This is a genomic window from Loktanella sp. PT4BL (assembly GCF_003201935.1).
GTDB lineage: Bacteria > Pseudomonadota > Alphaproteobacteria > Rhodobacterales > Rhodobacteraceae > Yoonia.
This window is the reverse complement of record NZ_QJJL01000003.1, coordinates 694,095-707,103: the sequence shown is the minus strand read 5'-3', so window position 1 is coordinate 707,103 and position 13,009 is coordinate 694,095. Positions and strand designations below refer to the sequence as shown.

Below are 13,009 nucleotides of genomic sequence, written 5' to 3'. Positions count from 1 at the left end.
CCCTGTAGCACTGCCCATTCAATGATTCGCCGACGTATAACATGTACTGCGCCCCTGAAAGCAAACAGGTCGCCACGAAGAGCCGCCGATTGGCATGCCCTTTCCGGTCCGGTCATTGACAAGAAACAGACCGGCTGATGCGTGATGCGATGCTGCACTGCTGCAACCATATGGCGCGTCCCGTCAGCTCGGAAGAAGGAGACGAAAATGAACATACTCTTGATTGGCTGCGGAAAGATGGGCGGCGCGATGCTGCGGCAGTGGGCAAACCACCGCGGGAACAGTTTTACGGTCGCCGATCCCGCGGCAAGTGACCTTCCCGACGGTGTGGCGCATGTGTCAAAAGCGACAGATTTGCCCGCACAGGAATTCGACGTGGTTTTGATCGCAATCAAGCCACAGATGATTGCAGATGTGCTGCCTGCCTACACACATGCGCTCAAAGACGGCGGCATCTTTGTCTCGATTGCGGCAGGCACCAGTGTTGCGTCTCTGGAAAAGGTCGTGGGTGACGCGGCGATTGCGCGGGTCATGCCGAATATGGCCGCACTTGTCGGCATGGGCGTATCGGGGCTCTACGCAAACGACCGCTGCACGCCACAGCAGACATGCGATATTGTGGCACTCATTGACCAGACCGGCACGTGCATTGCCGTTGAAAGCGAGGACCAGATCGACCGCCTGACCGCTGTCAGCGGCAGCGGACCGGGCTATGTTTTCGAGCTATTGCGCAACTATGTCGCCGCTGCCGAGGCGCTTGGCTTTGACCATGAGACAGCGCGCACGCTGGTATTTGATACCGTCACAGGCACGGTCGAGGCGGCACGCCAGTCTGAGTTGAGTTTGGAGGAACTCCGCGACTCCGTGACCAGCAAGAACGGAACAACGCAGGCCGGTCTGGGCGCGTTGATGCAGGGCGGAACGCTGGAGGCCTTGCTCCATGACACTTTGCAAGCGGCCTACGCCCGCGCAGAGGAATTAAGATAGGACGGAAAGGGAACACAATGAACGATATGAGCACCGAACCGAAAAGCTCCGACATCGCCACCATCGTGGCCGATCTTGGCCAGCGCGCCAAAACAGCCGCCCGCGATCTGTCCATGGCCACCACTGCGCAACGCAATACGGCACTGACCGAGGCGGCCAAGGCCCTGCGCGCAAAAACCGCCGATATTCTGGCCGCGAATGATAAAGACCTTGAGAGCATCCGCGACAGTGGCAAGGATGCCGCTTTCATCGACCGGCTGAAACTGACCGATGACCGCGTAGCCGCCATGGCCGATGCGCTCGACGCGATTGCGACACAGGATGATCCCTTGGGCCGCACACTTGCCACCTTCGACCGTCCCAACGGCCTCAGGATCGAGCGCGTCAGCGTGCCAATCGGCGTGATCGCCATGATCTATGAATCGCGCCCGAATGTCGGCTCTGACGCCGGTGCGCTGTGCATCAAATCCGGCAATGCGGTTATTCTGCGTGGCGGATCAGAAAGCCTGCACTCCTCGCGCGTGATCGTCGGCTGCTTGGCGCAGGGTCTTGCAGCCGCAGGCCTGCCCGAAGATGCTGTGCAACTGGTCGACACCCGCGACCGCGAGGCGGTGAAGGCACTGCTGCACAGTACAGACACGGTTGATCTGGTTATTCCACGCGGCGGACGCGGTCTTGTGTCCCTGGTTCAGCGCGAGGCCCGCGTGCCGACGCTGCTGCACCTTGATGGCAACAACCACACCTATGTGCATGAAAGTGCCGATATCGAAAAAGCGATTGGCATCATCAGGAATGCGAAGATGCGCAGAACTGGTATCTGCGGCGCGACGGAATGTGTTGTGATCGACGCCAAGATCGCCGCACAGGTTCTGCCCTTGATGGCCGTGGCTTTAAACGATTGTGAACTGCGCGGCGACGACGTGGCACGGGCGATCCTGCCAGACATGGTGCCTGCAACGGATGACGACTGGCACACGGAATACCTGAGTAATATCCTGTCCGTGAAGATTGTGGATAACACCGATGCGGCCATCGCATTCGTTCAGGCCCACTCCTCGGGCCACACCGATGCGATCGTCGCAGAAGACGCGCAAGCCGCCAAACGCTTCATGGCGGCGATCGACTCAGCGGTTGTCATGCACAACGCCTCGACCCAGTTTTCGGACGGCGGTGAGTTTGGCATGGGTGCAGAGATCGGGATCGCCACCGGCAAGATGCACGCGCGCGGCCCCGTCGGCGCTGAGCAGCTGACCAGCTTCAAATACTTCGTCCATGGTGACGGGCAGCAAAGGCCCTAAGGCCCGTAAAAGCTGCCGAACCACTGCAGGGGCCCCTTCTTGGGGCCCTTATCTGCTTTCACAAACCCGCAAGAGGCATTAGGCAGGACCATCTTCGCTATTCCGGGGCATACCATGGCGCAAAAATCCACGATCTATAAAGTCGAGCTTTCGGTCTCCGATATGGATCGTCACTACTACGAGACCCATAAACTTACCGTCGCCAAACACCCCTCGGAGACGGACGAGCGGATGATGGTCCGTCTGGTGGCCTTTGCGCTGAATGCCCATGAGCACCTGGAAATGACCAAGGGCATTTCCACCGATGATGAACCCGATATCTGGCAGAAAAGCCTGAGCGGCGAATTGGAGTTGTGGGTCGCGCTCGGCCTACCCTCTGAAAAGATCATCCGGCAATCCTGCGGCAAAGCCAAAGCCGTGCGCATCTATGCCTATGGCGGCAAGCCAGCCGGGATGTGGTGGGAGAAGGTCAAGAACAGCACCACCCGCTTTGACAACCTTCAAGTGGTAAACTTCGCGGAAGAAGAGACCAAGGCGCTTGGCGAACTGGCCAGTCGCGCGATGAGAATTCAGGTGAATATTCAGGACGAGGAGGTGATGGTCAGCGTGGATGATACCATCGTCTATGTGACCCCACAGGAATGGAAGCGCGCCCAGAACTGATCATCGGCGCGCGACCATAGAGTGTTATCCCAAGACCGTGGTGACCGCCTGCACAGTTGCCGCAACCACCTGATCGGCTTCGTCATGGGTCAGACAGAACGGTGGTGCAAAACCCAGAATATCGCCCTGTGGCATGGCACGGGCAATCACGCTGTTCTGCTCCAGCAGCTTGGCTGCAATTTGCGGGCCGATCTTGTCGCCCGCGTCATAGAACGTCCGGCTGTCTTTATCGGCCACAAACTCGACCGCACAGATCATGCCTGTGCCGCGCACGTCGCCCACATGGGGATGATCGGCGAGTGCGGCGCGCATCTGATCATTCAGGTAATTGCCTACAGTGCCCGCGTTCTCGACCAGCCCCAGCTTGTCGATCAGCGCCAGATTGGCCACGCCCGCAGCCGCACCGATCGGATGCGCCGAATAGGTCCAGCCGTGGCCGATCGGCCCGTTCTCGTCCGTGCCTTTTTCAAGCACAGACCACATCTTGTCAGACACAATAGAGCCCGACAGCGGCGCGTAAGCGGATGTCAGTCCCTTTGCGATTGTGATCAAATCGGGGCGCATCCCATAGTGATCGGACCCGAACATCGTGCCAAGCCGCCCGAAACCGGTGACCACTTCGTCTGCGACCAGCAGAATGTCGTGGCGGTCCAGAACGGCCTGAATGGCTGGCCAATAGCCTTCGGGTGGCGGCACAATCCCGCCTGTGCCAAGCACGGGTTCACCGATAAAGGCCGCGATTGTGTCGGCGCCTTCGCGGTCGATCATCGCCTCCAGCTCTGACACACAATGCGCCACAAACGCGGCCTCGCTTTGTGCCAGATCCGTGCGGCGGAAATAGTATGGCGCCTCCGTGTGAATGACTTGCGCCAGTGGCAGATCAAACTTTTTGTGGAACAGTTCCAACCCCGTCAGCGATCCGGTCATCAGGCCCGAGCCATGATACCCCCGCCAACGAGAAATGATCTTCTTCTTTTCAGGACGGCCCAGGATGTTGTTGTAGTACCAGATCAGCTTGATGTTGGTTTCATTCGCATCCGACCCCGACAGACCGAAATAGACCTTGGACATATGATCCGGCGCTCGGTCCAACACCATTTTTGCCAGTGTAATCGACGCCTCGGTGCCATGACCGACATAGGCGTGGTAATAGGCCAGCTCCTTGGCCTGTTCGGCAATAGCCTCGGCAATCTCAGGCCGTCCGTAGCCCACGTTCACGCAATAAAGCCCCGCGAATGCATCCAGCATGCGATTGCCATCGCGATCCTCGATGTAGCAGCCCGAACCACCCGTTATCACGCGATGCGGCAGGTTTCCGCGTGCAAATTCCGCAAGGTGGGTGGAGGGATGAAAGAAATTCTCACGGTCCCATTGTTGCAATTGATCATTATGTAGCATGGCATATCCCTTTGCATGGCGGCGCGCCGCCTGACGATTAATGAAAGGAGCCTGTTGCACGCTGCGGGTCACGGATGACGCCGACTATGAGCAGAAAAGGCTCCGCTCACCCAAGCAGCAGCGCGCAATGCCTTTATTGCCAAGGTAACATGCGACTTGAACCATGGCGCATCATGCAAGATCAACCATAAACTTGCCCCAAGGCGCTTTGCCCGTCACTGGGCAGACGAGACAGGCGGCACTGGTGTCATGCACGCAATCAAACCAGCCAGCGTACAAGGACCGGCACAATCAGACTTGTCAGCAGCGCGTTCAATGCCATTGCAATGCCAGCGTAGGCCCCCGCAACCGGATTTACCTGAAATGCCCGCGCCGTCCCGATACCATGGGCGGCCACGCCCACCGCAAACCCGCGCGCACGCCAGTCCGTGATGCGCAGCAGGTTCATGACAGGAGTGACTGTCACGGCACCGATGATCCCCGTCAGAATGACCAGAACGGCCGTCAGCGCCGGTAACCCGCCGATGGCTTCAGAGATCCCAAGCGCCACAGGTGCGGTCGTGGATTTCGGCGCCAAAGACAGCAGCACCTCCATCGGAAGAGAAAAGGCACGCGCCAGCAGGATCGCCGACCCGGCCGCCACGAGAGACCCCGCAATCAAGGCCAGGACAATCGGCGCAACCGACGTCCGGATTGTTTCGCGGTTTTCCCAGAGCGGCAAAGCCAGCGCGACTGTCGCGGGACCCAGCAGAAAATGGATGAACTGCGCCCCCTCGAAATAGGTCGGGTAGTCCGTGTTTGACAGCCAAAGAACAGGCGCGATCAAAAGGACTGACAGCAGCACCGGATTGGCCCAAGGAGGGTTGCCAAGCCTGCGCGCCAGCCCGTCAGCGACCAAATAAGCCAGCGTCGTTGTCGTGAGCCAGATTAGCGGCGTTGTGGACAGATAGCTCCAAAGCTCGGCAACGTCCGTCATGTGGTCTTGCCTTCAATCAGATAGCGCACACCAATAAACGTGCCGACCGCCGCCAGCATTGAAAGCACGGTCGAGACAGTCAGGATAAACAGCAATACCAGCCCGTCATCTGAGAACACCTGCAAGTTGCCGATCACGCCGACACCCGCCGGAACAAACAGGAACGACAAATTCGCCAATATGACCGTTGTTGTGGGCCTCAGCTGTTCCGTGAGTGCGGGTCTCAGGCTCAGGAGCAGGACCAACAACGCAAGTCCGAGCACCGGGCCGGGGATCGGCAAGCCCGCACCCCGAACAGTAATTTCACCCAAGAGCTGGCAGCCTAACAGAAGACCAAGTGTCTGAAGCATGAGAATTCTCCGCTGAACGCGCTTGCCCTGTCAGTCTGATCGCAAAAACGTTGCAGGAACAAAGGAAATGTTCAGGTCTTTATACGGGCGTGCGCTTGCAGGCCTTCGTGAAAGCCGAAAGGTCTGTGGCAAAACGGTCAGGTGCCTCAAGGAACGGTGCATGGCCGATACCTTCATAGGGCACGTATTGCCCGTTTCGCATGGAGTGCGCCGCCGCCTCTCCTGTCGCTGGCGTGACAACCTCATCCTGCGTGCCGTGGATCACAAGAGCGGGGCAGTTCATTTGGCCAAAAACAGGCCGTAAATCCACATCGGCGCGGAACAAGGCCCTGCGGACATGGGCAGGACAAAGCATGTTTGCGCCCACCATTTCCGCATAGGTCCTGCGGTCCAATGGCGCGGCAGTGCATGCATCCACAAAACGCGCCGTGGCCGCAAGTCGGCGGGGCACGTCATCGGTATAAAGATCACGGTCAAGGCCCGGGCTTGCGGGCCCCGCCATCCAGCTCTCGCGGTGGGCTCCGATAGCAAGAACGCCACCTGCAAGGACGACACCGGCGATATCGGCATCGCCCTTGACGTCAAGATAGGCCGCGATCACGCGCGCGCCATAAGACCACCCCACCAGCACGGGCATATCCAGTTTTGCTGCGTCCATCACTGCCTGAACATCGTCTGCCCAAAGGGCAGTGCCGGTATAGGCGGCCTCGTTTTCCGGTTTATCTGAGCTTCCATGCCCCCGAAGGTCCATTGCGACGACAAAGTAGTGATCTTGCAGTCTTTCCCAAAGGGGTTGCCAACACATCCACTGCTGGGCCCAGCCATGGATGAGCAAAATAGAAGGACGTGTCGCGTCACCAAAACAGGTGAAACCGATACGCGTCCCGTCCGATGAGATGGCATGTGACGTTGACATAAGGATCGGTAACAGCGTTCGCTGCAAAGGGAAAGGCGCGGGCCTTCGCAGGGTCGGACGTGGCTGTATCAATATCGACAGGCTTTTTCACGCGACGCAATGCACATGCCGCATTGAAGACGCACGTTTTGTTGGGTTTCACCAACAAAAGAAAATGTCCGGGACTTTAGAAAATGGTGCCCCCACACGGACTCGAACCGCGGACCTACTGATTACAAATCAGTTGCTCTACCAGCTGAGCTATAGGGGCACTGGTGCACCGTATGCGGTGCATCGGATCATCCGAATGCGCGGCGTATAGCAGGGACAAATGGCGATGTGCAATGGTGTTTTCGCATTGCCGGCAGAAAAAATTCGCCGCTTGCGTAGCCCGCGAGACGGATGTTGTGATACCTGCTTTCGCGCAGGCCAAATCGCCCTATGATGGCCGCAGACAATCCGGCAAAAGGACGCTTCATGCAAATCGCATTTCATATCGGCGCGAATTGCACAGATGAAGACAGGCTGCTGAAATCGGTTCTCAGAAATGCCGATACTCTTCTGCAAGAAGGAATCGCTGTTCCCGGGCCGGGGCGGTATCGCAAATTGCTGCGCGAGGCGATCGACGCTCTGGATGGCGGGCGCCCCACGGCTGACGCCCGCGATGTGCTGGTTGATGCGATTGTCGAAGACGACAAGATCACCCGCCTTGTGCTGAGCAACGATAACTTTCTGACAGTTCCGCGGCGGATTTTCGATCATGGTGTGTTTTATCATCAGGCCGAAAAGAAAGTGCACGGTTTGCACAGTCTCTTCCCCAATGACGACATCACGCTCTTTATGGGGATGCGGCACCCCGCCAGTTTTCTGCAGGAAACCGCGACACGTGCCGGAGTGACGGGTCTCAACGAATATCTCGGTCTGCTCCCGCCGCTTGAATTGCGCTGGTCGGACGTCATCCGCCGCATCAAGCGCGCCGCACCGCGGACGCCGCTTTATGTCTGGTGCAACGAGGACACGCCACTGATCTGGGAAGAGCTGATACGGCTCTTCTCCGGTGTTCCGGCGGATATGCCGGTTGCGGGCCAATTTGATGTGCTTTCGGGCGTCGTCAGTGCCGAAGGTCTGGCGTTGCTCACATCCCGGATCGCGGCGCTGGACCATGACGATGTCGACGCGCGGCAGGACCTGATCGCCGAAGCACTGGAAACACACGCCCTGCCCGAGCAGCTGGAAGAGAGCATCGACCTGCCCGAACTTAACGAGGATTTGGTTCGGGCGATGACCGAATCCTATGAGGCCGATCTTGATCTGATCGGCCGGATGGAAGGGGTGGAGCTGATCCTCCCCTTCGACTGATCCTTACATGCCAAGTGCTGCTTTATACATATCCAGCACGGCTTCTTCTTCAGCCAGATCATTCGCATCGCGCTTGCGGATGGCGACAATCTTGCGCAGGACTTTGGTGTCATAGCCACGCCCTTTGGCTTCGGCCATGACCTCTTTTTGCGCGTCTGCGATGTCTTTCTTCTCCGCCTCAAGACGTTCATAGCGCTCAATAAACTGCCGGATTTCCTGGCCTGCGACGGTGCTTGCGGTATCGGTCACTGAATCGTTCATCAAAGCTCTCCTGAAAAGTTGTCTTTCACTAGCTCCTGCCCCCGAAAGCCGCAACCCTTGCGCCGACACCTGTGGCACGCTAGGTCCGGCAAAAAGAGGTATTGATCATGGAAATCGTTGTTTGGATTGGTGCGGGTCTTTCGGTCGTCGGGCTATGCGGGATCGTCTATAGCATTGTGGCCGTCACAAAGGCCAAACGCGCGAACCTGCCAGATGAGGAATTGCGCGCGCGCATCTCGAAAGTCTTGCCGGTCAACCTCGGGGCGCTGCTGATTTCGGTCATTGGCCTGATGGCCGTGGTGATCGGGGTGATGCTGGGCTAAAGGTCGGCCCCTTCGTGCATGACAATCGTGGCCATCGCCGCAAGCGCAGGCACCGCCGCGCCGTATTTCCGCGCCATGGCCGGGTTTGAAGCATTGCCAGCCGCGGCACGTGCCGCAACCCCCGCCAGAATTGCCGCCAGCCGGAAGAAGGCGAACACCAGATAGAAAGGCCAGTTGTCGATAGCACCCAAGCCGCGCCGTGCCACATAGGCGGCCACATATTGCGCCTCATCCGGCAGGCCGTAAGCTGCGCGGTCGATCCCGGCCAACCCGCGCATGTCACCCGCGTTGGGCAGCCGCCACTGCATGCATTGATAGGCCAGATCAGCCATCGGATGGCCCAGCGTTGACAGCTCCCAATCCAGCACGCCGATGATTTGCGGCGTATCAGGCGCAAACATGATATTGTCGAGCCGGTAGTCCCCGTGCACCAGTGCCACCTGTCCGTCATCGGGCGGCATATGGGCGCCAAGCCATGCCATGATGTCTGTCATTGCCTCTGATGGGGTGTCGGTTGAGGCCAGATATTGCTGGCTCCAGCGGTCCAGTTGGCGGGCGAAGTAATTGCCAGGCTTGCCGAAATCAGCAAGACCAACCGCAGCGGGATCGATATCATGCAAAGCCGCCAAGGCCGCATTCATCGCGTCGTAGATCGCTGCCCGCTCCCTCGAGGCACTGTCAGGCAAGGCCGGATCCCAAAAGATACGCCCCGGCAGATAGCGCATGACGAAAAACGCGCGCCTGCTGGGCGACATCTCGGCCTCTGCCAGATGCAGGACCGCAGGCACCGGCACATCCGTCTCGGCCAAGGCCTGCATCACACGAAATTCGCGTTCAACAGCGTGAGCGGAGGGAAGCAACCGCCCAGGCGGTTTGCTGCGCAAGACATAGGTGCCGCTGTCGGCGGTGAGCTGATAGGTCGGGTTCGACTGGCCGGTGCCGAATTTCGTGACCGCCGTCAGCCCCGCAAATTCGGGGATCGCATTACTGAGGTATGCATCCAGATCAGGCAGGCTGATCCCAAGGTTTTTTGCGGCTTCTTTCATGACCGCATTAGGGCTGGCCGCTGGCCGAACTGCAAGCCTTTGATTGACACCCCGCCCCCACGGTGCACGATAGCGCAACACAAATACGGGGCGCGAAAATGGACCTTGGACATACCGAGCGGCTTTTGCCGGTACTTGCGGCGGTGAAAGCGATGATCACCGATGAGATCGCCCCTTTGGACGCAGAATTCCTGTCCGAGGTCAGCATCGGCGACCGTTGGACATTCACGCCACGCCAGACCGAAATTCTCGAAGGCCTCAAGGCCAAGGCACAGGAACGCGGGCTTTGGAATTTCTGGGACACCTTCCGCGATGGCCCGCAGTTGAACACGGTCGAATACGCCTATCTGGCAGAGGAAATGGGCAAGAGCCATCTGGCCGCCGAGGTCTTTAACTGCAACGCGCCCGATACGGGCAATATGGAAGTCTTTGCCCGCTACGGCACCGACGCCATGAAAGACCAGTGGTTGAAACCGCTGATGGCGGGCACGATCCGCTCGGCCTATCTCATGACAGAGCCGGATATCGCCAGCTCGGATGCCACGAATATCGCCATGCGGTGTGAGCGCGACGGGGACAGCTATGTCCTGAATGGCCAGAAATGGTGGGCGACCGGTGCAGGTGATCCGCGCTGTGCTGTGCATATCGTCATGGTGCGCACCGCCCATGAAGGACCCAAACATCAGCAACACTCCATGATCGTCGTCCCCGCCGATACCCCCGGCATCAAAAAACTGCGCGCGATGGAGGTTTACGGCCACGACGATGCCCCCCACGGCCATATGCATTTCCGCTATGACGACGTGCGTGTGCCTGCGGAGAATATGCTGCTTGGTGAAGGGCGCGGTTTCGAGATTGCGCAGGGGCGGCTTGGGCCGGGGCGTATCCACCACTGCATGCGCGCGATCGGACAGGCCGAGAAGGCGCTTCAATTGATGTGTGAACGGTCTTTGGCACGCGAGGCCTTCGGCAAACCGCTGGCACAGCTGGGCGAGAATTTCGATATCATCGCCAAGGCGCGCATGGATATCGAACAGGCGCGGCTCTTGTGCCTCAAGGCGGCGTGGATGATGGATCAAGGCGACAAACGCGCCGCCGCCCCCTGGATCAGCCAGATCAAGGTGGTGGCCCCGCAAATCGCGCTCGATATTACGGACAAGGCAGTACAGATGTACGGGGCTGCTGGCGTGTCACAAGATACCCCGCTGGCACGGCAATGGACCCATCTACGCACATTGCGGCTTGCGGATGGGCCGGATGCGGTACATCGCAGGCAGGTCGCGCGGGCCGAACTGGCCCGTTATTCGGTGGGGCAGAACAGCTCGTAAACCCGTTCAAGCAGAGGGCGGATGCGCGGGTCGGAAAGGCTATACCGCATGCTCCGGCCGTTGCGCTGGCAGGACACTAGCCCTTCGTTGCGCAGGCGCAAAAGTTGCCCGGAGACATACGACTGGCTCGCGCCGAGTGCCGTTTCCAGTTCGCTTACACTCAGATCACGCGGAACCAGCGCACAGAGAATGCGCAATCGGCCAGGATTGGAAAGCGACTTGAAAAGGTCAGCCGCTTCCGCTGCTGCCTCGTCCATTGGGTCTGCGAGTTCTTGAACCGGATTTGTCATGCGAAATAAAATACCTCATCGTTAAATACATTTCAACATTGAAATGTGTTTCGAACTCCCTATTTTGTAATCCAAAGGAGATTCGATATGACCCCACATGTAAAAGCATTCTTCGACGACGCAACCAACACTGTGTCATATGTCGTCCGCGAACCGGAAGGTCGCACCTGTGCGATCATTGATAGTGTGTTGGATTACGATCCCGCCTCGGGGCGCACCAACATGAAATCCGCCGATGAGATCATCGCTTGGGTAAAGGCCGAGGACCTGCAGGTTGCGTGGATTCTGGAAAGCCATGTCCACGCCGATCACCTCTCTGCGGCGCCTTATCTGCAAGAGCACTTGGGCGGCAAGATCGGGATTGGTGCGAATATCACCATAGTGCAGGATACATTCGGCAAGGTCTTCAACGAAGGCACAGAATTCCAGCGGGATGGATCACAGTTCGATGCGCTGTTTGAAGATGGTGACAGCTTCCACATCGGACAAATGCGTGCTGACGTGCTGCATACACCCGGCCACACACCTGCTTGCCTGACCTATGTCATCGGCGACGCGGCTTTTGTGGGTGATACACTCTTTATGCCGGACTTCGGCACGGCCCGTTGCGACTTCCCCGGTGGCTCGGCCGAGGATCTCTACACCTCGATCCAGAAAATCCTGTCTCTGCCTGATGAGACCCGCATCTTTGTGGGCCACGACTATAAGGCGCCGGGGCGTGATGAATTCGCGTGGGAAACCACCGTGGGTGAGCAAAAGGCGCTGAATGTCCACATCGGTGCAGGCCGCCCAATGGAAGAATTCGTATCCATGCGGCAGGAACGGGATGCAAAACTTGGCATGCCACGGCTGATCTTGCCGTCATTGCAGACAAACATGCGCGCGGGGAACCTTCCCGAGCCGGAAGACAACGGGCAACGCTACTTCAAAGTGCCCATCAACACACTGTAAAACCTACGGAATGGAATAGGACTGAACATGCCAATAGATTGGATCATGGGGCTCGTCGGTGGCGTGCTCATCGGAACGGCCGCTGCGATTTTCCTGCTCGTGAACGGGCGGATCATGGGCGCATCGGGTATCATCGGCGGCCTCGTCGATGGCAGCGGGCGTAGTGACTGGCAAGAGCGGGCGGCGCTGATTGCGGGGCTGTTTATCGTTCCCGGCCTCGCGGCACTTGCGATGGGCGGGTCGGAGACAAACCTGACCAGCAACTGGGCCATCATCATCGCGGCCGGCCTTCTGGTGGGTGTCGGCACGCGTTTTGCCAATGGCTGCACCTCGGGCCATGGCGTCTGCGGGATTTCGCGGCTGTCTCTGCGCGGCATCGTTGCCACCGCCTTCTACATCGGTGCCGGCGGTCTGACCGTCGTTCTCTTCAAACATATACTGGGAGTGATCTGATGCGCACCTTCGTTTCTTTCCTTGTCGGATCGCTCTTCGGCCTTGGCCTATTGATTTCCGGCATGACAAACACGTCCAAAGTACAAGGGTGGCTTGATATCTTTGGCGATTGGGATCCGACGCTTGCCTTCGTAATGGGCGGTGCGATCATTCCGATGGCCATCGCATGGCGCTTCACAATCGGGCGCAAACCGGTGCTGGCCGATGCCTTCCCGCCCGCGCCCGAGCAAAAGCTGGGGCGTAACCTTGTGCTGGGCTCAACACTCTTCGGCATGGGCTGGGGTCTGGCCGGACTGTGCCCCGGGCCGGCCATCGCCTCGCTGAGTTTCGCAGGTCCTGGCGGGTGGCTCTTTGTCGGTGCAATGATCGCTGGCATGTTGGCGGCACCTTCCTTGCGGGCGCGTATGGACCAAAGGGCTGTGGCGGTTTAA

At 58.7% G+C, this 13,009-nt stretch carries 16 protein-coding genes and 1 tRNA gene; 9 read left to right on the top strand and 8 right to left on the bottom strand.

Translation table 11 applies throughout. The features are described from left to right. Nucleotides 1–207: 207 nt before the first annotated feature. The 3 genes from proC (at nucleotide 208) to C7964_RS13405 (ending at nucleotide 2,948) form a co-directional block, all read left to right on the top strand. Nucleotides 208–987, top strand: coding sequence for a pyrroline-5-carboxylate reductase (proC, locus tag C7964_RS13415; RefSeq protein WP_110280129.1), 780 nt, complete (start codon nucleotides 208–210; stop codon nucleotides 985–987). 17 nt (nucleotides 988–1,004) lie between these two features. Next, nucleotides 1,005–2,285: a glutamate-5-semialdehyde dehydrogenase gene (locus tag C7964_RS13410; protein ID WP_110280128.1), complete on the top strand. Its 1,281-nt coding sequence runs from the start codon at nucleotides 1,005–1,007 to the stop codon at nucleotides 2,283–2,285. A 114-nt stretch (nucleotides 2,286–2,399) separates the two neighbouring features. Continuing rightward, the gene (locus C7964_RS13405) at nucleotides 2,400–2,948 is read left to right on the top strand and encodes a YaeQ family protein (RefSeq protein WP_110280127.1); all 549 of its coding nucleotides are present in this window, start codon (nucleotides 2,400–2,402) and stop codon (nucleotides 2,946–2,948) included. A gap of 24 nt (nucleotides 2,949–2,972) precedes the next feature. On the opposite strand, the gene C7964_RS13400 is transcribed toward C7964_RS13405, so the two are convergent. From C7964_RS13400 to C7964_RS13380, 5 genes are all read right to left on the bottom strand, one after another. Next, nucleotides 2,973–4,346: an aspartate aminotransferase family protein gene (locus C7964_RS13400; protein ID WP_110280126.1), complete on the bottom strand. Its 1,374-nt coding sequence runs from the start codon at nucleotides 4,344–4,346 to the stop codon at nucleotides 2,973–2,975. 259 nt (nucleotides 4,347–4,605) lie between these two features. Beyond that, nucleotides 4,606–5,322, bottom strand: coding sequence for an LrgB family protein (locus C7964_RS13395; protein ID WP_110280125.1), 717 nt, complete (start codon nucleotides 5,320–5,322; stop codon nucleotides 4,606–4,608). Further along, the gene (locus C7964_RS13390) at nucleotides 5,319–5,672 is read right to left on the bottom strand and encodes a CidA/LrgA family protein (protein ID WP_076659001.1); all 354 of its coding nucleotides are present in this window, start codon (nucleotides 5,670–5,672) and stop codon (nucleotides 5,319–5,321) included. The genes C7964_RS13395 and C7964_RS13390 overlap by 4 nt, the downstream gene beginning before the upstream one ends. Nucleotides 5,673–5,751: 79 nt before the next feature. Further along, a complete protein-coding gene (locus C7964_RS13385) occupies nucleotides 5,752–6,588 on the bottom strand; it encodes an alpha/beta fold hydrolase (protein WP_110280124.1) in 837 nt (278 codons plus the stop codon). Nucleotides 6,589–6,762: 174 nt separating this feature from the next. Then, nucleotides 6,763–6,838 (bottom strand) — tRNA-Thr (locus C7964_RS13380). Between the two features lie 206 nt (nucleotides 6,839–7,044). On the opposite strand from C7964_RS13380, the gene C7964_RS13370 reads away from it, so the two are divergent. Beyond that, a complete protein-coding gene (locus C7964_RS13370; protein WP_110280122.1) occupies nucleotides 7,045–7,926 on the top strand; it encodes an alpha/beta hydrolase in 882 nt (293 codons plus the stop codon). Nucleotides 7,927–7,929: 3 nt separating this feature from the next. On the opposite strand, the gene C7964_RS13365 is transcribed toward C7964_RS13370, so the two are convergent. Beyond that, nucleotides 7,930–8,187, bottom strand: a complete 258-nt coding sequence (locus C7964_RS13365) for a DUF2312 domain-containing protein (RefSeq protein ID WP_110280121.1) — start codon at nucleotides 8,185–8,187, stop codon at nucleotides 7,930–7,932. A gap of 107 nt (nucleotides 8,188–8,294) precedes the next feature. Between C7964_RS13365 and C7964_RS13360 the strand changes: the two genes are divergently transcribed. After that, nucleotides 8,295–8,510 (top strand): hypothetical protein, encoded by a 216-nt coding sequence (locus tag C7964_RS13360; RefSeq protein ID WP_110280120.1) that lies wholly within the window; start codon nucleotides 8,295–8,297, stop codon nucleotides 8,508–8,510. On the opposite strand, the gene C7964_RS13355 is transcribed toward C7964_RS13360, so the two are convergent. Further along, nucleotides 8,507–9,556, bottom strand: coding sequence for a phosphotransferase family protein (locus C7964_RS13355; RefSeq protein WP_110280119.1), 1,050 nt, complete (start codon nucleotides 9,554–9,556; stop codon nucleotides 8,507–8,509). The genes C7964_RS13360 and C7964_RS13355 overlap by 4 nt on opposite strands. A gap of 98 nt (nucleotides 9,557–9,654) precedes the next feature. Here C7964_RS13355 and C7964_RS13350 point away from each other — a divergent pair, with 98 nt between their 5' ends. Next, entirely contained in the window at nucleotides 9,655–10,884 is a 1,230-nt protein-coding gene (locus tag C7964_RS13350) for an acyl-CoA dehydrogenase family protein (RefSeq protein ID WP_110280118.1), read from the top strand. On the opposite strand, the gene C7964_RS13345 is transcribed toward C7964_RS13350, so the two are convergent. Next, entirely contained in the window at nucleotides 10,857–11,174 is a 318-nt protein-coding gene (locus C7964_RS13345; RefSeq protein WP_055296461.1) for an ArsR/SmtB family transcription factor, read from the bottom strand. The genes C7964_RS13350 and C7964_RS13345 overlap by 28 nt on opposite strands. An 87-nt stretch (nucleotides 11,175–11,261) precedes the next feature. Between C7964_RS13345 and C7964_RS13340 the strand changes: the two genes are divergently transcribed. From C7964_RS13340 to C7964_RS13330, 3 genes are read left to right on the top strand one after another with little or no spacing between them, the layout of a single operon-like run. Continuing rightward, nucleotides 11,262–12,125 (top strand): MBL fold metallo-hydrolase, encoded by an 864-nt coding sequence (locus tag C7964_RS13340; protein ID WP_110280117.1) that lies wholly within the window; start codon nucleotides 11,262–11,264, stop codon nucleotides 12,123–12,125. Between the two features lie 27 nt (nucleotides 12,126–12,152). Beyond that, nucleotides 12,153–12,578, top strand: coding sequence for a YeeE/YedE family protein (locus tag C7964_RS13335; RefSeq protein WP_110280116.1), 426 nt, complete (start codon nucleotides 12,153–12,155; stop codon nucleotides 12,576–12,578). After that, complete coding sequence (locus C7964_RS13330) at nucleotides 12,578–13,009, top strand: DUF6691 family protein (protein ID WP_110280115.1); 432 nt, start codon at nucleotides 12,578–12,580, stop codon at nucleotides 13,007–13,009. Before C7964_RS13335 ends, C7964_RS13330 begins: the two co-directional genes overlap by 1 nt.

Excerpts from the sequence above, each read along its gene's own strand:
- proC (WP_110280129.1), top strand. The coding sequence starts at position 208 with ATGAACATACTCTTGATTGGCTGCGGAAAGATGGGCGGCGCGATGCTG.
- C7964_RS13410 (WP_110280128.1), top strand. The coding sequence starts at position 1,005 with ATGAACGATATGAGCACCGAACCGAAAAGCTCCGACATCGCCACCATC.
- C7964_RS13405 (WP_110280127.1), top strand. The coding sequence starts at position 2,400 with ATGGCGCAAAAATCCACGATCTATAAAGTCGAGCTTTCGGTCTCCGAT.
- C7964_RS13400 (WP_110280126.1), bottom strand. The coding sequence starts at position 4,346 with ATGCTACATAATGATCAATTGCAACAATGGGACCGTGAGAATTTCTTT.
- C7964_RS13395 (WP_110280125.1), bottom strand. The coding sequence starts at position 5,322 with ATGACGGACGTTGCCGAGCTTTGGAGCTATCTGTCCACAACGCCGCTA.
- C7964_RS13390 (WP_076659001.1), bottom strand. The coding sequence starts at position 5,672 with ATGCTTCAGACACTTGGTCTTCTGTTAGGCTGCCAGCTCTTGGGTGAA.
- C7964_RS13385 (WP_110280124.1), bottom strand. The coding sequence starts at position 6,588 with ATGTCAACGTCACATGCCATCTCATCGGACGGGACGCGTATCGGTTTC.
- C7964_RS13370 (WP_110280122.1), top strand. The coding sequence starts at position 7,045 with ATGCAAATCGCATTTCATATCGGCGCGAATTGCACAGATGAAGACAGG.
- C7964_RS13365 (WP_110280121.1), bottom strand. The coding sequence starts at position 8,187 with ATGAACGATTCAGTGACCGATACCGCAAGCACCGTCGCAGGCCAGGAA.
- C7964_RS13360 (WP_110280120.1), top strand. The coding sequence starts at position 8,295 with ATGGAAATCGTTGTTTGGATTGGTGCGGGTCTTTCGGTCGTCGGGCTA.
- C7964_RS13355 (WP_110280119.1), bottom strand. The coding sequence starts at position 9,556 with ATGAAAGAAGCCGCAAAAAACCTTGGGATCAGCCTGCCTGATCTGGAT.
- C7964_RS13350 (WP_110280118.1), top strand. The coding sequence starts at position 9,655 with ATGGACCTTGGACATACCGAGCGGCTTTTGCCGGTACTTGCGGCGGTG.
- C7964_RS13345 (WP_055296461.1), bottom strand. The coding sequence starts at position 11,174 with ATGACAAATCCGGTTCAAGAACTCGCAGACCCAATGGACGAGGCAGCA.
- C7964_RS13340 (WP_110280117.1), top strand. The coding sequence starts at position 11,262 with ATGACCCCACATGTAAAAGCATTCTTCGACGACGCAACCAACACTGTG.
- C7964_RS13335 (WP_110280116.1), top strand. The coding sequence starts at position 12,153 with ATGCCAATAGATTGGATCATGGGGCTCGTCGGTGGCGTGCTCATCGGA.
- C7964_RS13330 (WP_110280115.1), top strand. The coding sequence starts at position 12,578 with ATGCGCACCTTCGTTTCTTTCCTTGTCGGATCGCTCTTCGGCCTTGGC.